Origin of the sequence: Pseudonocardia sp. DSM 110487 (genome assembly GCF_019468565.1) — a bacterium.
Lineage (GTDB): Bacteria > Actinomycetota > Actinomycetes > Mycobacteriales > Pseudonocardiaceae > Pseudonocardia.
Genome location: NZ_CP080521.1, coordinates 9,011,456 through 9,030,733 on the forward strand (window position 1 = coordinate 9,011,456; position 19,278 = coordinate 9,030,733).

Annotated in this window: 17 protein-coding genes and 1 pseudogene; 13 read left to right on the plus strand and 5 right to left on the minus strand. The window is 71.3% G+C overall.

All coding sequences use genetic code 11. The features are described 5' to 3' along the window. Positions 1 to 43: 43 nt before the first annotated feature. From K1T35_RS42315 to K1T35_RS42325, 3 genes are all read right to left on the minus strand, one after another. A complete protein-coding gene (locus tag K1T35_RS42315; RefSeq protein WP_370645247.1) occupies positions 44 to 250 on the minus strand; it encodes a DUF397 domain-containing protein in 207 nt (68 codons plus the stop codon). A gap of 20 nt (positions 251 to 270) precedes the next feature. After that, positions 271 to 1,092, minus strand: a complete 822-nt coding sequence (locus K1T35_RS42320; RefSeq protein WP_220257284.1) for a helix-turn-helix transcriptional regulator — start codon at positions 1,090 to 1,092, stop codon at positions 271 to 273. 232 nt (positions 1,093 to 1,324) lie between these two features. After that, positions 1,325 to 1,837 (minus strand): NUDIX hydrolase, encoded by a 513-nt coding sequence (locus tag K1T35_RS42325; protein ID WP_255621295.1) that lies wholly within the window; start codon positions 1,835 to 1,837, stop codon positions 1,325 to 1,327. Positions 1,838 to 1,941: 104 nt separating this feature from the next. Between K1T35_RS42325 and K1T35_RS42330 the strand changes: the two genes are divergently transcribed. Beyond that, the gene (locus tag K1T35_RS42330; RefSeq protein WP_220257285.1) at positions 1,942 to 2,436 is read left to right on the plus strand and encodes a pyridoxamine 5'-phosphate oxidase family protein; all 495 of its coding nucleotides are present in this window, start codon (positions 1,942 to 1,944) and stop codon (positions 2,434 to 2,436) included. 65 nt (positions 2,437 to 2,501) lie between these two features. On the opposite strand, the gene K1T35_RS42335 is transcribed toward K1T35_RS42330, so the two are convergent. Further along, positions 2,502 to 2,948 carry a helix-turn-helix domain-containing protein gene (locus tag K1T35_RS42335; protein WP_220257286.1) on the minus strand — a complete coding sequence of 149 codons (447 nt, stop codon included), beginning with the start codon at positions 2,946 to 2,948 and terminating at the stop codon, positions 2,502 to 2,504. Positions 2,949 to 3,034: 86 nt separating this feature from the next. Between K1T35_RS42335 and K1T35_RS42340 the strand changes: the two genes are divergently transcribed. From K1T35_RS42340 to K1T35_RS42360, 5 genes are all read left to right on the plus strand, one after another. Next, positions 3,035 to 3,895, plus strand: a complete 861-nt coding sequence (locus tag K1T35_RS42340) for an alpha/beta fold hydrolase (protein ID WP_220257287.1) — start codon at positions 3,035 to 3,037, stop codon at positions 3,893 to 3,895. 163 nt (positions 3,896 to 4,058) lie between these two features. Then, positions 4,059 to 5,111 (plus strand): acyltransferase family protein, encoded by a 1,053-nt coding sequence (locus K1T35_RS42345; RefSeq protein WP_220257288.1) that lies wholly within the window; start codon positions 4,059 to 4,061, stop codon positions 5,109 to 5,111. 195 nt (positions 5,112 to 5,306) lie between these two features. Then, positions 5,307 to 6,797, plus strand: a complete 1,491-nt coding sequence (locus K1T35_RS42350) for a SulP family inorganic anion transporter (protein ID WP_220257289.1) — start codon at positions 5,307 to 5,309, stop codon at positions 6,795 to 6,797. Positions 6,798 to 7,178: 381 nt separating this feature from the next. Next, positions 7,179 to 8,396, plus strand: coding sequence for a lipopolysaccharide biosynthesis protein (locus K1T35_RS42355; RefSeq protein WP_220257290.1), 1,218 nt, complete (start codon positions 7,179 to 7,181; stop codon positions 8,394 to 8,396). After that, positions 8,393 to 9,196, plus strand: coding sequence for a hypothetical protein (locus K1T35_RS42360; RefSeq protein ID WP_220257291.1), 804 nt, complete (start codon positions 8,393 to 8,395; stop codon positions 9,194 to 9,196). The genes K1T35_RS42355 and K1T35_RS42360 overlap by 4 nt, the downstream gene beginning before the upstream one ends. Here K1T35_RS42360 and K1T35_RS49955 read toward each other — a convergent pair. Continuing rightward, positions 9,181 to 9,405 carry a TetR family transcriptional regulator C-terminal domain-containing protein gene (locus K1T35_RS49955; protein ID WP_220263209.1) on the minus strand — a complete coding sequence of 75 codons (225 nt, stop codon included), beginning with the start codon at positions 9,403 to 9,405 and terminating at the stop codon, positions 9,181 to 9,183. The two genes, K1T35_RS42360 and K1T35_RS49955, sit on opposite strands and share 16 nt — an antisense overlap. A 19-nt stretch (positions 9,406 to 9,424) precedes the next feature. Between K1T35_RS49955 and K1T35_RS42370 the strand changes: the two are divergent. From K1T35_RS42370 to K1T35_RS42400, 7 genes and pseudogenes are all read left to right on the plus strand, one after another. Then, positions 9,425 to 10,657, plus strand: a pseudogene (locus K1T35_RS42370) (MFS transporter); the annotation flags it as partial. Positions 10,658 to 10,738: 81 nt separating this feature from the next. Beyond that, positions 10,739 to 12,079: a hypothetical protein gene (locus tag K1T35_RS42375; protein WP_220257292.1), complete on the plus strand. Its 1,341-nt coding sequence runs from the start codon at positions 10,739 to 10,741 to the stop codon at positions 12,077 to 12,079. Between the two features lie 97 nt (positions 12,080 to 12,176). Further along, positions 12,177 to 12,761: an NADPH-dependent FMN reductase gene (locus K1T35_RS42380; protein WP_220257293.1), complete on the plus strand. Its 585-nt coding sequence runs from the start codon at positions 12,177 to 12,179 to the stop codon at positions 12,759 to 12,761. 59 nt (positions 12,762 to 12,820) lie between these two features. Next, entirely contained in the window at positions 12,821 to 14,170 is a 1,350-nt protein-coding gene (locus tag K1T35_RS42385; RefSeq protein WP_220257294.1) for an MFS transporter, read from the plus strand. Continuing rightward, complete coding sequence (locus tag K1T35_RS42390; RefSeq protein WP_255621296.1) at positions 14,167 to 16,923, plus strand: LuxR family transcriptional regulator; 2,757 nt, start codon at positions 14,167 to 14,169, stop codon at positions 16,921 to 16,923. Before K1T35_RS42385 ends, K1T35_RS42390 begins: the two co-directional genes overlap by 4 nt. Before the next feature lie 10 nt (positions 16,924 to 16,933). After that, a complete protein-coding gene (locus K1T35_RS42395) occupies positions 16,934 to 17,806 on the plus strand; it encodes an aldehyde dehydrogenase family protein (protein ID WP_220257295.1) in 873 nt (290 codons plus the stop codon). A gap of 184 nt (positions 17,807 to 17,990) precedes the next feature. Then, positions 17,991 to 19,214 carry a primosomal protein gene (locus K1T35_RS42400; protein ID WP_220257296.1) on the plus strand — a complete coding sequence of 408 codons (1,224 nt, stop codon included), beginning with the start codon at positions 17,991 to 17,993 and terminating at the stop codon, positions 19,212 to 19,214. The last annotated feature ends 64 nt before the right edge of the window (positions 19,215 to 19,278 follow it).

A 19,278-nucleotide genomic window follows, 5' to 3' on the forward strand; every position in this document is an offset into this window, starting at 1 on the left:
GCACCACTTCTGGCGATCACCTGCCGCTGACTCCGGGAGACGGTCAGGCGGGGCCGAACTCCCCCGCTTGTACCGCACTCAGGAAGGCCGCCCATGCGGCGGCGGTGTGGACATGGGGTGCCCGGGAGCGGGCCTTCGTGTCGCGGACGGCGACGTCACCGTCGGGGAGGAAAGCGACCTCGATGCAGTTGTTGTCCTCGTCGCTGTTGCTGAAGCTGCTGGTGCGCCACCGGACGCCGCTGATGTCCACGGCACACCTCGTTCCGTCCGCTACGTCTCCGCGGCCACCCGCTGAATCAGCGCCACCGACTCGTCGGGGTCCAGCGCGAACGACCGCAGCCGGTCGAACTTGAGTCTAGCTACGGCGACCTGCTCCTCCTTGTTGATGTGCACGGCGCCAGCGGGATGCTCGACGTAGAGCATGTCGCCGAAGTCGATTCCGCCGAATGTGAGCAGTGTGAACGGAGCAGACAGCCCGGGATAGGCGCCGACGCTCAGTGGCATCACATGCAGCGCCACTCGGTCCAGGGCCGCGGCCTCGACGAGATGCGCGAGCTGGGCACGCATGACCGCGGGCCCGCCTACTGACCGGCGCAACACGGCCTCGTCGATGACCGCGACCAGTTCGAGCGGGTCATCGACGGAGGTCAGCCGTTCCTGTCGGTGCCTCCGAACAGCGGCGAGGTTGTCGAGCTCGGCCTGGGTACGGGGCTGGATCGAGATCGCGAAGACTGCTCGCGCGTATGCGTCGGCCTGCAGCAGTCCAGGCACGTAGGCGGCTGTTGCTTCCCGGACCAGCGTTGCCTCCGCTTCGAGCGGGACGTACCCCTTGTCGTCAAGGCCGTAGGCCCGCCACCAGCCCTTCTCCGCCACGGTGCGGGTGAGGTCGAGCAGCTCGTCCCACTGTGACCCGCTCACGCCGTAGATGTCCATCATCGTGCGCACGCCGTGGGTGTCCACGCCCTGGCGCCCGTTCTCGATCCGGCTCAGCTTGCTGCTCGACCAGTCGAGGGCCGGGGCCGCGACCTCGAGCGACAACCCGGCCTCCTCCCGCAACTCCCGCAGGATGCGGCCGAGATGCAGCCGCCGCACAACTGCCCCGCTCCGTCCGGCCACGCCGCTCCGTCCCCACTCCACGACGCATGGTGATCGATCTGGAGTGTGCCAGGTGGGCGGGCGGAAGTGGGTTGCCCACATTTCGGTGCGAGGAGCACGCCACGGTCGGCCCGATCGCGCTGATGTACTTCCCGCAGCGGTTGATCGCGACGAGCCGTACATCAATGCGGTTCGTTCAGCGGTGGCGTGCTCCTCGCGGCGGCCATGATCAGTTGATCAGGCGGAGCCGCCCGTCCCAACCGTCCGCGAGCAGGCCGGGCAACAGCTCGGCGAGCTGGAGCGGGTAGACGGTCTCGGTCGTGGCGCGCAGGTCGTCGGTGCTCCACCAGCGGTGGCCGCGGACGGTGCGGTTCTCCAGGTCGGTGAACCCGGCCGTGTCGACCTCGGCGGCACCGGTCAGCGACGTCAGGAAGAACCACTCGTCGCTGTCGTACTCGACGCCCTCGAAGCTGAACCGAACGCGCCGCAGCCACACCGGCCCCACCAGCCGGTCCGGCGGCAGCCGCAGGCCCGTCTCCTCGTACAGCTCCCGCCGGGCCCCGGCGAGCAGCTCCTCCCCCGGCTCGAGGCCACCGCCCGCCGTGAACCAGAACGACTCGTCGGGAACGTGCGGGTCGAACCCCTCGAACAGCAGCAGCCGCTCGGCCGGGTCGACGAGCAGCACGCGCGCGGCCACCCGCACGCCGGGGCGAGGGCTCAGATCCGCGATCGACTCCCTCACCTTTCGGACGCTACGCCTGTGGTCCAGGACACATATCCTCCTGTCGAGAACACGCGGCCGGCTCCGTCTGACCCCAGAGAGTTCGAAACGGCAGGAGGAAGACCATGGACCGCAACGACGTCACCGAGGTGCTGAGCAAGCCGATCTCCCGGGAGCTACTGGGTTCGTCGATCCCGGCACGGCTGGCGTACACCGGGGTGGATGGGGACCCGCGGGTCGTCCCGATCGCGTTCCTGTGGACCGGCGAGCAGTTGCTGGTCTTCACGGTGCCGACGGCGGCGAAGGTGCGGGCACTACGGGAGAACCCGCGTGTGGCGATCACCATCGACACCCAGGAGCAGTGGCCACCGCGGGTGCTGCTGATCCGCGGCGCGGCGAGCGTCGAGCTCGTCGACGGCGTGCCGGACGAGTACATCGAGGCGTCCCGCAAGGTCACGCCTGCCGAGGTGTTCACAGACTGGGAGGCCGGGGTCCGCGGGCTGTACGACCGGATGGTGCGGATCACGATCGATCCGGACTGGGCGAAGCTGCTGGACTTCGAGACCACCGTCCCCAAGGCGGTCGAGGACCTCATCCACGAGAAGATGGCGCGGGGATGATCGACGCCGTCCGCGGCCACCTGTGCGAGATGCTCGGCACCTCCTGACGAAATCGGCGCGCGCCGTCAGCGGTACATCTCGACGACCGTGTCGTCGGGGGTGAGCAGGCGGCCGTCGGCGGAGCGGATCTCCACCTTCGCCACCGGCAGCCGATGCTCCTTGTCGACGAGGCGGAACCGGTCCTCGTCGGGCTCGAAGAAGTATTCGTCACCCCACTGCCGCAACGCGGCGATGACCGGGAACAGGGCGCGGCCCTTGTCGGTCAGGACGTACTCGTGGTGCTGGCTCCCGTCACCAGCAGGGACGGTGCGCAGGATGCCGTGCGCGACCAGGCTGGAGAGCCGCGCGGACAGGATGTTCTTGGCCAGTCCGATGCTCTTCTGGAACTGCCCGAACCGGCGCAGGCCGTCGAACGCGTCGCGAATGATCAGCAGGGACCAGCTGTCGCCGATCACGTCCAGCGGGCGTGCAACGGGGCAGCTCGTGTCCATGTGACTCGTTCGCCTGACCACGACGCCTCCTTCCGGCCACGGTTGCATGTTGAAACCACAGCCTGTTACGGTGCCATGGTAGCAACTTGAAACCGAGGAGAAGCCCGATGACCCACTACCGCACCACCGAGATCGACGGGGTTTCGATCTTCTACCGCGAGGCGGGCGATCCAGGCGCTCCGGCGCTGCTGCTGCTGCACGGATTCCCCGCGTCGTCGTTCATGTTCCGGGACCTGATCCCGCTGCTTGCCGACCGGTTCCACGTCATCGCGCCGGACTACCCCGGCTTCGGCCACAGCGCCGCGCCGTCCAACTCGGAGTTCACGTACACCTTCGATCGCCTCACCGACGTCGTCGAGCGGTTCACCGAGCGGCTCGGCCTCGGCCGCTACGCCCTGTACCTCCAGGACTTCGGTGGACCGGTCGGCTTCCGGCTCGCGGCGCGGCACCCGGAGCGGGTCTCGTTCCTCGTCGTGCAGAACGCCAACGCCTACACCGACGGGCTGCCCGACAGCTTCTGGAAGGTCCCGCGCCAGGTCTGGGCGGATCCGTCGCCCGCCAATCGAGCCATGTTCGGCGAAGCGGCCATGTCCGACGAGGCCCTCGAGTGGAACTACACGCACGGCACCGCCGACCCGTCGAAGATCAGCCCGGACAGCTGGGTGCTGCAGCGGGCTCTGCTGGACCGGCCCGGCAACCGGGAAGCCATGGTGGACCTGCTCGTCGACTACCGCACCAACCCCACGCGCTATCCCGAATGGCACGAGTACTTCCGCACGCACCGGCCGCCCACGCTGGTCGTATGGGGCCGCAACGACGAGATCTTCCCGGAGTCCGGGGCCCACCCGTATGCCCGCGACCTCCCCGACGTCGACCTCAACATCCTCGACGCGGGCCACTTCGCGCTCGAGGACCACAGCGCGGAGATCGCCGCCCAGATCGAGCGGTTCGCGGCCGGGATCGGTTGATCCGCACGGGGCCTTGTGGTCGCGGCGTCGCCGCGGTCGGTGCACCAAGTCTCAGCGCCGTCACAGTGGCCGGATGCGACCGTCGTACCGACGTTCAGCGCCGCCGCACGTTCCGATCGGTCGTGGCGCGCATGCACTCGCGATCACGGTCGGACGGGGGAAGATGACGCAAGCGGCAGTGGTGCCCTCCTCGACGGAGACGGCCTCTCGGTTGGCGTGGGTCGACGCCGCCAAGGGGTTGTCGATCGTGCTCGTGGTGTTCCACCACACCGTGTACTTCCTCGACACATCGGGACTTGCTCCGGCCCCCGTCGTGGCCGGCAACGAGGCACTCGCGTCGCTGCGCATGCCCCTGTTCTTCCTGGCGTCAGGCCTGTTCGTCGCGGGCCCGCTCGCCGCGCCCTGGCGGACGCTGCTGCACAAGCGGGTGGCGTTCTTCCTCTGGCTGTACCTGCTGTGGACGCTGATCCGGTTCACGTTCTTCGCCACGCTGGTGCCGTCCGGGATCGACCCGGACGACTCGGCCAACCCGCTGAATGTGATCTTGGCGTTGCTGCTGCCCGGGCCGAGCATGTGGTTCCTCTACGCGCTCGCACTGTTCTCGGTGCTCGGCAAGCTACTGCGGCGGGTGCCCGTTGCGGTGCAGCTGGCCGCGTCGGGGGCGCTGTCCGCGCTCGCCGGCGCCGGGCTGCTCGATATCGACTCGCGGTGGGTCGCCATATGCCGCTTCCTGTTCTTCTTCCTCCTCGGCTGGCACGGAAAGCACCTGATCGAGGGCCTGGCGCGGGCGAGCAGCCTGCTGAAGGTCGTGGCGGCAGCGGTGGTCTGCGTCGCAGCGGCTGGTGCGGCGGTCGCGCTCGGCGTGCGCACGGTGCCTGGTGTGGCATGGGCGCTCAACTGCGCCGCCGTTGTGTTCGGCGTCCTGTTCGCGGCGTGGATCAGCCGGTACGGGATCGGACGCCCGTTGGTCGCCCTCGGCCGCCGGACGCTGTCGATCTACCTGATCCACATGTTGTGGCTGGCGGTGATCGTCACGGGAATCCGCTCCCTCGACGCCCCTCAAGCGGTGGCGTACGCACTCCCGGTCGTGATCACGATCGCGCTGGTCGGGCTGTCCCTGACGACGCGCTGGCTGCTCGTGAGGGCGGGCGGTACATGGCTGTTCGCCATGCCGGGGCGGCTGGCCTTTCGCTTCCCCGCAACCCAGCCAGCCTAGCTCTGGCCGCGGAGACGGGAAGCGGCTGACGGGTGTTGCAGATCGGTGATGCCGCGAAGCGCGTCGGCCTGTCCCCGCGCTCGAATGTCGCTGCGCTCACACGCCCACAACCCTCCCTTTCGTCACGGTAGGTTGCACGCGGTCGAGCCCCGACGCGCGTGGCTCCCGCTCTCTCGCCTTCTGCAGAAAGTAGCGATGTCCCGCCCTGCTCTGCGCTCATTTCGCCCCTCCCGCCCTGACTGGCTCTCCTCACCCCGCGTCCTGCGCACCGAGGTGCTCGCCGGGCTCGTCGTCGCGCTGGCTCTGATCCCCGAGGCGATCGCCTTCTCCCTCGTCGCGGGCGTCGACCCCCGGGCCGGCCTCTTCGCGTCGTTCACGATGGCGGTGACGATCTCCATCACCGGCGGGCGGCCGGCCATGATCAGCGCAGCAACGGGGGCAATCGCGCTCGTCGTCGCCCCGCTCGCGCGGGAACACGGCCTCGAGTACCTGCTCGCCGCCGTGGTGCTCGGCGGCGTGTTCCAGGTACTGCTCGCCGCGGCGGGCGTCGCCAGGCTGATGCGCTTCCTGCCCCGCAGCGTCATGGTCGGGTTCGTCAACGCGCTCGCGATCCTGATCTTCCTCTCCCAGGTCCCGCACCTCGTCGACGTGCCATGGGCGGTCTACGGACTAGTGGTCGCTGGACTGGTGGTGATCATCGGACTCCCCCGGCTCACCCGAGCGGTACCCGCACCACTGGTGGCGATCACCGTCCTGACCGTCTTCACCGTGGCCGCCGGCGTCGCCGTGCCGACCGTGGGCGACCAGGGCGCCCTGCCGGACAGCCTGCCGGTACTCGCGCTGCCGTCGGTGCCTCTGACGTGGGAGACGCTGAACACCATCGCGCCGTACGCGCTGGCGTTGGCCCTCGTCGGGCTGATCGAGTCCCTGATGACCGCGAAGCTGGTGGACGACATCACCGACACCCACTCGAACAAGACTCGCGAGTCCTGGGGCCAGGGCGTGGCCAACATCGTCACCGGGTTCTTCGGCGGCATGGGCGGCTGCGCGATGATCGGCCAGACGATGATCAACGTGAAGGCGTCCGGTGCCCGCACCCGGCTGTCCACGTTCCTCGCCGGCGTGTTCCTGCTCATCCTGGTCGTCGCGCTGGGCGACCTCGTCGGTCTGATCCCGATGGCCGCGCTCGTCGCTGTGATGATCATGGTGTCGGTCGGGACGTTCGACTGGCACAGCCTGCGCACCCTGAGACGCATGCCGAAGAGCGAGACGACGGTGATGCTTTCGACCGTCGGGGTCACGGTGGCCACGCACAACCTGGCCTACGGCGTCGGCGTCGGCGTCCTCGTCGCGATGGTGCTCTTCGCCCGCCGGGTGGCACACGTCGTCGACGTCACCGGGGTGCTCGAACCGGAGGGTGCGACGAAGATCTACCGGGTCAGTGGACAGCTGTTCTTCGCCTCCAGCAACGACCTCGTCTTCCGGTTCGACTACGCCGGCGACCCCGACACGGTCGTGATCGACCTCTCCGCCGCGCACATCTGGGATGCCTCCACCGTCGCCGCGCTCGACGCCATCACCGCCAAGTACGCATCTCGTGGCAAGACCGCCACGATCACGGGGATGAACGAGCCGAGCCGGGCCCGTCACGCCGCACTCGCCGGAAACCTCGCGGGCGCCCCCTAGTGTCCCCCGCCGGAAGTGATTCCCACTCTTCCGGACGGTGAGAGTCAACCCGGTCGCGGCAAAGCCAACCCTGACTCTCAGCACCGGCTCAGCGTTGGTCGCGCATGATCCCGTCCGTGCCGCTGCCGCCGTGGCGTGTCAGCAACTCCCCGGCGGCCGACGATCGTCGATGGATCGGCACGGGTACCCCGCTCTCGAGGAGGCACGATCCAGCATGTCGGCATGTCTGAGGGCGGCCCGATGACGGACGGCGGGTCGCGATCGACCGGGAGCTCCGAGCTGAATTCGCGCGCGACGTCTGACCTCGACACGCCGGCCCCCGAGAGGGGACGCGGTCGTGGAAGTGCCGACAGCTGGCGTGCACCCCAGCATCGCGACGGGATGGCGCTCGTGCTCAGCGCCGGTGTGTCGTCGGCCATCGGGATGTTGTTCTGGGTGCTTGCGGCACGGTTGTTCGACCAGCCCACCGTGGGAGTGAACTCGGCCGCGCTGTCGGCGGTGACGCTGCTTGCGTCGGCGTCCCACCTGAACATGGGCAACGCGCTGCTGCGCTTCGTGCCCGTGGCCGAGCGGCGCCGCGCGATCATCGCCCGCTGCTTCGCCGTCGGCCTCGGGTGGGGAGCGGTGGTCGGGCTCGGGTTCGGGATCGGAGCGAACATCTGGGCGCCTGATCTCGTAGCCGCGTTCGGGCACCCGGCCCTGATCGCCTTCTACGTGATCAGCGTGCCGGTCTGGACCGTGTTCGTCCTGCAGGACTCCGCGCTCACCGCGATCAGACGGGCCGGCCTGGTGCTGGTGGAGAACGTCGTGTTCGCCGTGCTGAAGATCGGTCTGCTCGTGGTGGCCGCCTGGCTCGGGCTGATCAGCGGCATCGCGCTCGGCACGGTGGCGGCCACGCTGCTGGTCGTGGTCGTGGTCGTCAGCTACCTGGCCCACGCTCTACGCACGCAGGCGGTCCCTGCGCAGCACGCGACTCAGCCGGTGACCGGGCGTGACCTCGCCGGATTCATCGGTGTGGACTACGCGGGGAACGTGGCCTGGCAGACGGCCGTCTTCGGGCTCCCGCTCATCGTGATCGCCATCGCCGGGCCGGAGGGTGCTGCCGTCTACGGGGTGTCGTGGCAGATCACGTACGCGCTCTACCTGGTCGCGTCGGCCATGGGCAAGTCGATGGTCGCGCACTCCGCCGCGGGCGACAGCGCCGCTATCCAGCGGGCCCGGCGCGGCATGGATCGCAAGGCGATGACCCTCGTCCTCCCCGCGTCCGTCGTCGTGGCCATCGGGTCCTATTTCATCCTGTCGGTGTTCGGGAGCAGGTACGCGGACGGCGGTGCCATCGTGCTCGCCCTGCTGGCGCTGTCCGCGATCCCGAACGTCGTCACGAACTCCGCGCTCTGGGAAGCCCGAGTCCGCCGCCTGCGAGCGGTGCAGTTCGGGCTCCCGGCCGCGATCAGCGCGGTGGTCATCGTCGCCACGATCATCCTGGTCCCGGCGGTGGGCATCGTAGGAGTGGGGTGGGCGTGGCTGTCGGCCCAGAGCGTGGCCGCCGCCGTGATCCTTCTCCACCGCCGCGGGGCACAGAAAGGTGCGGAAAGTTGACCCGAAACATCCTGGCTGCGCTCGCGGCGACCGCCCTGCTCACGGCGTGCGGCACGCTGGCGCCCGAGACGACGAGCCCACTCGATCCCGAGGTGGGTCGCATCGCCATGTCGGCCGACGGCAACCAGCACGACAACGACGACTGGGCGTCGGCCCCGATGGCGCTGGCGATCCTCGCGCACCGCAACCTGCAGGCCAACCTCGTGCACTACGACTACAACAACCACATCTGGGACTCCTCCGATGAGCACCTCGAGAACATGACCGAGAGCGTGCAGGAGGGTGGCAAGCGCTTCGGGTTCGACATGTCCCGGTTCTTCGACGACACCGACCCGGCGCAGCTGAAGGCCGGCACCGAGAACCTGGTGGAGGAGATCAACGCCTCCACGCCGGACGACCAGCTCTCGATCGTCCTCGCCGGCCCGATCGAGACGGTGTGGATGGCGCTCGACGCCGCCGACCCGGAGGCCCGCAAGAACGTCGAATGCATCACCCACGGCGAGGACAGCTTCAACCAGACCCACGCCAAGGACGAACACGACGGCCACGACTACGAGGACCTGATCGACCTGGGCTGCGAGCGGGTGGAGATCCCGGACCAGAACTCCGGGCTCGGACCGGTCGACATGGACTTCTGGGACTTCCTCAAAGACAGCGACGACCAGAACTGGGAATGGCTGTACTCCCGGCTCGACGTGGTCGGCAACGGGGACGTCTCCGACGCGGGCATGGTCTTCTACGTGATCACCGACGAGAAGGACGCCGACCGCTCCGATCTGAAGTCCTACCTCGAGTCGTAAAGCCCGTCGACGGAGTCCAGGACCTGGCGACGGGCCACGTCGGCGGGGTGGGTGCCGATCAGGACGTGGTACGCGAGCCCCTCCACGAAGGCGACGAGGCGGCCTGCGACGTGTTCGGGCCGCTCGTCGGTGGTGATCGCGCCCGACTCGATCTCGCGAGCGAGGATGTCGCGCAGGCGGGCGTTCAGCTGCGCATAGTCCTGCCGCAGTCGCGCAGCCGGCTACGGCCTCGCCTTCGCCGGATTCCTCCTGTTCGGCGGGCGCCTCGCCGACATCTACGGGCTCCGCAACGTGGTGGTGGCCGGCCTGGCGGTGTTCGCGGCGGCCAGCCTCGTCGGAGGGCTCGCCGGCTCAGCCACCCTGCTCGTCACGGCACGCGCCATTCAAGGGCTCGGTGCGGCCGTGCTCGCCCCTGCGACCCTCACCCTGCTCACCACCACGTTCCCCGAGGGGCCACAGCGCGTCCGAGCCATCGCATGGTGGACCGCCGTCGGCCTCGCGGGCGGGACCGGTGGGAACCTGCTCGGCGGCGCCGTCACCCAGTTCCTGTCGTGGCGGTGGATCCTGCTGATCAACGTGCCGATCGGTGCGGCAGCCATCGCGATCGCACTGCGCAGGCCGCGCGACGAGCCCGCCAGAGGGACCGACATCCGACTCGATCTCCCCGGCGCGATTTCCGGGGTGCTCGGCCTCACCGCACTCACCTACGCCATCGCCGAATCCCACCAGCGCGGCTGGGCCGATCCCACCACCCTCGCCGCCGTGGGCGTCGGGGCCGTCGCGCTCGCGGGGTTCGTGGCCTTCGAAGCCCGGTTCACCCCCAACCCACTGCTCCCGCTGCGGCTGCTGAGAGCAGGCGCGGTCTCCACCGGCAACGCGCTCGTCGTCCTCTCCGCCGCGTGCCTCATGCCGATGTGGTTCTTCCTGGCCTTTCTCATGCAGAACGGGATGGGCTACACCCCGCTGCAGACCGGGCTGGGCTTCCTCCCGCACACGCTGATCACCATGGCCGTCGGGGCCCGGCTCGCCCCAGCGCTGATGGACGGGTTCGACGCCCGCGCCGTCATCACACTCGGCGCCGTCATCGCTGCGCTGGGCTTCGGGTGGCAGGGCCTGAACGCGGTCCAGCTCGACGGCGGATACCTGGAGGAGATCTTCGGCCCGGCGATCCTCATCTCCGTCGGCGGCGGGCTGCTCAACACCCCTATCACCGCCACCGTCACCTCCGGCGTGCGCCGCGACGATGCCGGGGCCGCGTCCGGCTTGATGAACACGGCCAAGCAGATCGGCGGGGCGGTAGGTCTCGCGGTCCTGGTCGCCGTCGCGTCCGCCCCGACCGGCCTCGCCTTCGACGTGGCCTTCACCGCGATGGCGACCATCGTGGTCGCCGTGGGTCTCGGCGCCTGGCTCCTACCTGGACCGATGGCCGGCACCGGATCGGCCGCCGTGCGGTCTCAGTAGATCCACAGCCTTCTCAGGCTGGCCACAGGCCCGGCCTGCGAACGTCCGGGGGTTCTTCCCGAACCGAACGCCGAGGTACCCGTGCGCGCTCCCCACCCCTTCGCCGCCGTGCTGGCGGTGCTCACCGCGGCGCTGGTCGCCTGCTCCACAGACCCAGTTGGGTCGCCGACACCACCGAACGAGACGCTGACGCCCATCGAGCTCGAGGGCGACTGGACGTGGACCAAGCAGCAGGCCGCGCTCGAGCTGGGCGTCACCCACACCCAGAAGAGCCTCGACGACAGCGAGCCCGCCGAGGCCCGCCGGCGCGGGATGGACATCCTGGCCGCCGACAGCGCGATCTGGCAGAACCACCACCTCATGGGCTTCGGCACCGACAACCCCGAACCCGAACCCGGCGAGTACGACTGGGACACCCTCGACGGGCGGATGAAGCTCACCGAGGAGACCGGCCAGCGCACCATGCTCACACTGTGCTGCTCCCCGGACTGGATGAAGGGCGGCAAAGAGGGCGAAACCGACTGGGACGAGCTGGAAGAAGCACCCAGACCCGAACACTTCGGCGACTTCGCCCGCCTCGCCGCCGAGACCGTCAAGCGCTACCCGCAGGTCGAGCGCGTGATGGTGTGGAACGAGATGAAAGGCTTCTGGGACGAGGCCAAGAAGCGCTGGGACTACGAGGGCTACACCGAGCTCTACAACCAGGTCTACCGCGCCGTGAAGGACGTCCGCCCCGACATCCAGGTCGGCGGCCCCTACGTCGTGCTCATCGGCCTCGACCCCGGCGCCCAGGACACCTCCACCACCGTCACCGGCCCATGGGGCGCCGCCGACCAACGCACCCTCGACGTCATCGACTACTGGCTGCAGAACAACATCGGCGCCGACTTCCTCGCCGTCGACACCGCCACCAACAAACGCGACCAGGACGGCCCCGCCCCCCTGGATGGCGCCCGCAAGTTCGCCGACCTGGCCGCCTGGCTCAAACAACGCAGCCCGCTGCCGATCTGGTGGGCCGAGTACTACCCCGAGGTCCCCGCCGGTGAGGACGACGCCGGCGGCAGCCCGGTCAACGCCGCGGTGAACCTCGCCGCGATCGCCGCCATGGCCGAGTCCGGCACCGCAGGCGCCCTGCTGTGGGGCCCGCAGGAACACGACCTCGGATCCGCCGCCCTGTGGACCGACGCCACCAAGAAGGACGGCGGACAACCCCTCCCCCTCACCCAGGCCTGGCAGTTCCTGGTACCGCGCCTCGCCGCAGGCGGCGTCGAGATCGGACGCTCCCCCTCCCGGCCCGACCTGCTCGCCTTCCGCGCCGACGACGGCGTGGTTGTGGTCAACCTGAGCGCCAACGAGACCGAACTCGGTCCAGGCAGGCCACTAGGCCCCTGGCAGATCCAGGTCGCCGGCCGCGAGACCTGACCCTGCACGTGGGGACAAGTCCGGTCACCTGACGGATTCGAGGAGGCCCCTCCCGTTCCTAGCGTCGATCACGTCCGATCGACGAGAGGAGCAACCGATGGACGCGATGCCACTGCGGCTGGTCGTCGTCATCGCCAGCACGCGGGAGGGCCGGTTCGGCCCGACCGTCGGGAACTGGTTCGTCGAGCAGGCCCGCGGGCGGGCCGACCTCGACATCGACGTGCTTGACCTTTCAGAGGCCGCCCTGCCGGACCGGCTCACCGGTTACGGGTCGCCTGCGCCCCATGCGGTCACGGCCGTGACGCCCCGGCTGGCGGCCGCGGACGCATTCGTGCTGGTCACGCCGGAGTACAACCACAGCTACCCCGCGCCGGTGAAGACACTGATCGACTGGCACTTCACCGAGTGGCAGGCGAAGCCGGTCGGGTTCGTGTCCTACGGCGGGATGTCCGGCGGCCTGCGGGCCGTGGAGCACCTGCGGGGCGTCCTCGCCGAGCTGCACGCCGTGACCGTGCGCGACACCGTCAGCTTCCACGGCGCGTGGGACCGGTTCGGGCCGGACGCGCGTCCGGTGGATCCGGCGGAGTGCGCCGCGGCGGCGAAGTCGATGCTCGACCAGCTCGCGTGGTGGGCCCACGCCCTGCGCGAAGCCCGGTCGACGCGCCCGTACGTCGCGTCTTGACCTCGACCTCACTTCAACTCTTAGCGTCGTTTCGAGACACGGCGAGAGGTAGGACGATCATGACCACAGAGGCGGCAACGCCCCCGCGCACGAAGTGGGCGCCGGTCGCGGCGCTCGGACTCGCGATGCTGGTGGTCACGTCGGAGATGACCATTGCGGCGGTGACGCTGCCCGGGATCGGCGCCGAACTGGCGGTCTCGCCGTCGGCGACGGCATGGGTGCTGCTCGCGTACGCGCTGCCGATGGCCGCCCTCGCGATCCCGGCCGGGCGGTGGGCCGACGGTGCGGACGTGCGTGCGGCGTTCGCACTCTCGATGACGGGGATCGCGCTCGCGAGCGTGCTCGTGGGCCTGGCACCGGCCTTCTGGCTGGTCGTGGTCGGGCGGCTGCTGCAGGGCGCGGCGGGAGCGCTGATCGTCGCGGTCTACATGCCGATCATCACCACGAGCGTGCTGCCCGCTCAGCGCGGCCGGGCGATCGGCTTCGTCATCACGATCATGACGGTGGGCGCGATGGCCGGTGTCCCGCTCGGCGGTCTCATCGCCGACGTCCTCGGCTGGCGCGCGGTGTTCCTGGTCAAGCTGCCGGTCGTGGCCGCGGTGCTCTGGGTGGGGCTGCGCACGATCACGCGGCTCCCGGACCGGGGCCTGCCACGGCCAGGGGCGGCCCTCCTGCGCGAGGCGCTGCTGCTGGGCGGGGCGGTGGCCGTGATGCTGCTCGCCTTCGAGCAGGTGGACGGGCACCCGCTCGTCGCCGCCGCGCTGGCCGTGGCCGCGATCGGGCTGGCGGTGTGGTGGTCGCGCCTCTCCGCGTCGCGCCCGGTGCTCGCGCTGGTGCGGCACCGCTCCTTCGGAATCACGATGCTCGCCCTGCTGGCGATCACGTTCACGGGAGGGCTGGTCGCGTTCCTGCTGCCGTACTTCGTCGCCGACGTGCTTCGCGCCGGCCCGGACGTCACGGGCGTCGCGCTGCTGTTCTTCGTGGGGGCGATGGCCCCGCTCTCGCTGGCGGCCGGCGCGCTGGCCGACCGGTTCGGGAACCGGGTGTTGGCGACCGTCGGCAGCGCGGTGTCGCTCGTCGCGATGCTCCTGATGCTGACGCTCGACGGCGACGCAGGCCTCGTCGACATGGCGTGGCGGCTCGCCGTGCTCGGTGTCGGGGCCGCCCTCTTCAACCCGGCGGTCAACGCCGCGATGCTCGCGGCGGCACCGGTGGGCTCGGAAGGCGTGGCTGGCGGCGTCGGCATGACGGTCCGGACGATCGCGATGACGGTGGCGCCCTCGGCGTCCGCGCTCGCCTGGACGCTCGCGGGCGGCGGCATCGCGGGCTTCCGCAGCGGCGTCATCATGATCACGGTGGCCGTCGCGGCAGGGCTGCTGGTCCTGCTCGTCCCGGTCCGGCGATCGTGACTTGGGCGCCGGAGCCGCTGCACGGCCGGGAGGCCGAGCTGGCAGCCGTGAACACCCTGCTCGCGGACGCCCGTGGCGGACGCAGTGCAGCCCTCGTGGTGCGTGGCGAGGCCGGGATCGGCAAGTCGGCCCTGCTCACGGAGGTGGCGAGACAGGCCGCGGACATGCGAGTGCTGGTCGAGACCGGCGTCGAGACGGAGATGGAGCTGCCGTTCGCGGCGCTGCACGCCCTGTTCGCCGATACCTGTGAGGCGCTCGACCGGCTGCCCGACGTGCAGGCGGGCGCGCTGCGCGTCGCGCTCGGCCGGGCCGCCGGGCCGCCGCCGGACCGCTTCCTCGTCGGGCTCGCGGTGCTCAGCCTGCTCGCCGAGCTGGCCGCCGAACGCCCGGTGCTGTGCGTGCTCGACGACGCGCACTGGGTCGACCGCGCTTCCGCGCAGGCGCTCCTGTTCGCGGCGCGCAGGCTGGGCAGCGAGTCCGTGGTGCTGCTCTTCGCCGCGCGCACCGGGCTGGCCCCTGAGTTCCCGGCGCCCGGTGTGGCATCGCTCGATCTTCCCCGGCTGGACGACGAGAGCGCGCGCCATGTGCTGGACGCCGAGGCGGGCGACCTGCCCCGCCCGGTGCGCGACCAGCTCCTGCGCGAGGCCGCCGGCAACCCGCTCGCCCTGCACGAGCTCCCCGCTGCCCACCGGGCCGGCCGGGCGCCGGTCTACCCGCTCGCCCCGCCCGACGCGGGCCGCGGCGGGACCGCGCCGACGCACAGCGCGGTCGAGGAGGAGTTCGCGGCGCGCATCGTCGCGCTGCCTGCGGCCGCCCGGACCGCGCTCCTCGTGGCCGCCGCCGACGGGACCTGCGACACCCGGGTCGTGCTCGCCGCGGCCGAGCGGCTCGGGGCCGGACCGGCCGACCTGGAGGTCCTCGAACGGGAGCGGCTGCTGATGTTCGCCGAGGGGTGCATGGGGTTCCACCACCCCCTGATCCGCACCGCCGTCTACGGCGCGGCGACCATGCCGGCGAAGCGGGCCGCGCACCAGGCGCTGGCCGAGGTGCTCAACGGGCGGAACGAGGAGGACCGGCGCAACTGGCACCTGGCGGCGTCGAGCCTCGGCCCGGACGAGGCGGTGGCCGCGGCGCTGGAACAGAGCGCGCTGCGGGCCCGCGAGCGCGGGAGCCACGAGACGGTCGCCGCGGCGTTCGAACGCGCCGCCGCGCTCAGCCCCTTCGGCGAGGAACGGGCGCGGCGCATGGTGGCGGCCGCGGAGGCGGCGGCCGAGGCCGGGCACCGGGAGTGGGCGGCCCAGCTGGCCGGGTGCACGGAGCCGGTCACCGATCAGCCTCAGCTGCGAGCGCGGCTCGCCCTGGTGCGGGCGCGGCTCGCCGACGAGGAGGGCGACGTCGCCGAGACCCACCGGTTGCTCCTGGAAGCCGTCGGACCCGCCGCCCGCGCGGCCCCAGACCTGGCGGGCGAGATGTTGCTGTGGGCGGTCGAGGCCGGGTGGTCGGCCCGTGACCGCGGCATGGTGGAGCAGGTGTCCGACGCCGCGGGCGAGCTCGGGCTGCCGGGGGCGGACCACATCCGCGCGCACGCCACGCTCGCCGCGGCCCAGCTCCCCGACGACCCGGACGCTCCTCTGCCCACGGCCGCCGCCGCACTCGCCGGGATGTCCGAGTGCGAGGGCGTGGGTGATCCGCGCGCCACCTCGAGCCTCGCCGCCTGGTACCTGGTGGCGGGGGACGACACGATGGCACTCGCACTCGCGGCGACCGCGGAGCGGGAGGCCCGCTCCACCGGCGCGCTCGGTGCGCTGCCCCGCGTGCTCGCCGCTCTCGCGACGAGCCGCTGGCACCTCGGCCATTGGCGCGACGCCGCAGCCGCGGCCACCGACGGCCTCTGCATTGCCCGCGACGTCGGCCAGCACCAGGTCGTCGACCAGCTGGCCGGCGTGCTGGCCCACATCGCGGCGGCGCGCGGGGACGAGATGCGGTTCGCTGCGGCCCTCGGCGAGCTGCACGGGCGGCGGCCCACCGCGCGCTCGGTCGGGATCACCGGGTCGGCCCGCGGGCTGCTCGACCTCGGCCTCGGCCGGTTCGACGCCGCAGCGGACCGGCTCGGGGACGCGGCGACGTCCCGCGGGTGGTGGCGCGGGCTGTCCGACCAAGTGGAGGCAGCGGCCCGGGCCGGGCGGACCGCGGACGCCCGACGCGCCGCGGACCGGTACGCGCGGTGGGCCGAGCACACAGGGCAGGCGTGGACGCGCGCGATCGCGCGGCGCTGCCAGGCCCTCGTCGCATCGGAGGACGCCGCGGCGGAGCTCTTCGCAGAGGCCACGGCGTTGCACCGGATGGACGGCACGCACCCGTTCGAACGCGCCCGCACCGATCTCCTGCACGGCGAGTGGCTGCGCCGCGCACGGCGCCGGAGCGAGGCGCGCGGCCCGCTGCGGGCGGCCGCCGACGCCTTCGCGGAGCTGGGTGCCACACCGTGGGCCGAGCGAGCGCGCGCCGAGCTGCGCGCCACGGGCGAGACCCGCTCGACGTCGACCATGACCGGCCCCGCCCCCGACCAGCTCGCCGAGCTCACGCCGCAGGAGCTGCAGGTCGTCCGGCTCGCCGCGGCGGGACTGTCCAACCGCGACATCGGCGCACAGCTCTTCCTCTCCCCTCGCACCGTCGGCTACCACCTCTACAAGGCGTTCCCCAAGCTCGGGGTGGCCTCGCGCGCGCAGCTGGTCCGGCTCGACCTCCCCGCGTAGCCTGCGCCTCGTGACGTCCACCGAGCGGCTCGCCGTCGCCAAGACCTACAAGCTGTACGTCGGCGGCGCCTTCCCGCGCTCGGAGTCGGGCCGCAGCTACCCGGTCACCGGCGCCGACGGCACGCTGCTCGCCCACGCCGCACTCGCGTCCCGCAAGGACGTGCGCGACGCGGTGAGCGCCGCGCGCGCGGCGTTCCCCGGCTGGTCCGGCGCCACCGCCTACAACCGCGGCCAGGTGCTCTACCGGGTCGCCGAGATGCTGCAGGGCCGCCGCCCGCAGTTCGTCGACGACGTTGTGGTCGCCGAGGGCGTGCGCAAGGGGCAGGCCACGGCGCTCGTGGACGCCGCGATCGACCGCTGGGTCTGGTACGCCGGCTGGACCGACAAGATCGTCTCCGTGCTCGGCTCGGTGAACCCGGTGGCCGGGCCGCTGGTGAACTGGTCCACCCCGGAGCCAACCGGTGTGGTGGGGGTGCTCGCGCCGCAGTCCTCGTCGCTGCTGGGACTGGTCGACGTGCTCGCGCCGGTGCTCGCCACCGGATGCACGGCGGTCGTCGTGGCGTCCGAGCGCCGGCCGCTGCCCGCGGTGGAGCTGGCCGAGGTGCTCGCCACATCCGACGTGCCCGGCGGGGTGGCGAATGTGCTCACCGGACGCACCGCCGAGCTCGCGCCGTGGCTCGCCGCACACGGCGAGGTGCAGGCGCTCGACCTGGCGGGCGCCCCCGCCGAGCTGGCCGCCGACCTGGAACGTGCCGCGGCCGATGGCGTCAAGCGCGTGCTCCCGCGCCCGGCCGTCGAGCCCGACCCGACCCGCGAACCCGATCTTGTGCGGCTGCGCGCCTGGACCGAGATCAAGACAGTGTGGCACCCGGTCGGACGCTGATAGATACCTCTGGCCGTGCCCTGTCGGCCCCGGGTCGATGGGCTTCGTGTCCAGGCGGTTCCTGGCAAGGCGGAGGCGGACTCGCGTACTGGACGTACTCGGGTTCGCCGACAACGCAGCCAGGGACCGCCTGGGCGCGAAGACCGCGATCAGGGGCCGACAGGGCACGGCCTAGGCTTTGGCCGTGGCCAGCGACATCGTCCCGATCCAGCTCTCGCTCACGGCGGGCGACCTCGTCACGCTGTGGGCCCCGCGGTGGCGGGAGGACGGCGAGGAGTGGGAGGCCTTCCTCGGCGACGACGACGCGTTGTTCGCCTTCCCGGAGGTCACCCAGCTCGCGGCGTTCGTCCGCACGGTCGACGAACACGACCTGATCGACCATCCGGCGTGGTCCGTGGTGCCCGACCTCACGGTGCCGGAGCTGACCCCCGACGAGACCCAGCGGTACGACATCGTCGGTGTCCCCGAGATCGTCGCGGAGGACCCCGACACCTGGACCGTCGGCGAGCTCGCCGAGATCACGGAGATGATCCGCTCGATCGCCGAGGTCTGCGAGCTGGACGCGGTCACCGACGTGCTGGGGGCCGCGCCCGCGTTCGGACTCCTGCGCCAGGGCGCGCTGCCCTTCGCCGGACGCGAGGGCCAGCGGCTGTGGACGCAGATGGTCGAGACGATCGCGGAGCGCTGGGACGAGGTCATCGATGCGCTCGACGACATCGTCGACACCCCGGAGGTCGACGCCGCCGCGCTCGCCGCCGCCGAGAAGGAGGTCGTGGTCGTCGAGGACACCGACGAGCCCACGGTCACCGAGGCCGACGAGGACGGCGCGGCGGACGAGGACGAGGACGAGGAGCGCGGCTTCTGGGAGGAGGTCGGGATCGACCCCGTCCGGATCAGCACGCGGGACGGCGACCACTTCACCCTGCGCTGCTACCTCGACGACAAGGCCGTCTTCCTCGGGTCCGACGGGCAGATCGACGTCTTCCGCAGCGAGCGGGCGCTGGCCCGCTGGCTCGGCGAGGACGGCGCAGCCGGGCACGACCTGGCCGCGGCGTCCACCTGGACGGAGATCGTCGAGCGAGCCGGGGTGGGCGAGCTGGAGGTCCGGGTCGACGAACTGAACGCCTATACCCTCACCGGGCTGCCCGACGACCTCGCCGAGGGCCCGATGGCTGTCGACCCCTCCCAGCTGGAGCTGGCCACCGAGCTGCTGCTCGACGTCGGTGACTGGGCGGACGACGACGAGGCCCGCCGCGCGCTCGCCGAGTCGCAGTCGCTCGGCTGGCTCGTCTCGTTCATCACCAAACCCGACCCGACCCGCCTCCAGCCCAGCCCGCCGTTCGACACCGAAGCGGCGAAGTTCCGCGAGCTGATCGAGGACGTGACGAACCGCTTCCGCACCCACTGACTCACCCGGTGGTCGAGTAGGGCCGGCGGCGCTACTCGACGTGCGGGAGATCCGCGAGGCCGGC

Coding starts and splice junctions, on each gene's coding strand:
- K1T35_RS42350 (WP_220257289.1), top strand. CDS start 5,307: ATGTCCCGCCCTGCTCTGCGCTCATTTCGCCCCTCCCGCCCTGACTGG.
- K1T35_RS42380 (WP_220257293.1), top strand. CDS start 12,177: ATGGACGCGATGCCACTGCGGCTGGTCGTCGTCATCGCCAGCACGCGG.
- K1T35_RS42345 (WP_220257288.1), top strand. CDS start 4,059: ATGACGCAAGCGGCAGTGGTGCCCTCCTCGACGGAGACGGCCTCTCGG.
- K1T35_RS42330 (WP_220257285.1), top strand. CDS start 1,942: ATGGACCGCAACGACGTCACCGAGGTGCTGAGCAAGCCGATCTCCCGG.
- K1T35_RS42355 (WP_220257290.1), top strand. CDS start 7,179: ATGGCGCTCGTGCTCAGCGCCGGTGTGTCGTCGGCCATCGGGATGTTG.
- K1T35_RS42340 (WP_220257287.1), top strand. CDS start 3,035: ATGACCCACTACCGCACCACCGAGATCGACGGGGTTTCGATCTTCTAC.
- K1T35_RS42385 (WP_220257294.1), top strand. CDS start 12,821: ATGACCACAGAGGCGGCAACGCCCCCGCGCACGAAGTGGGCGCCGGTC.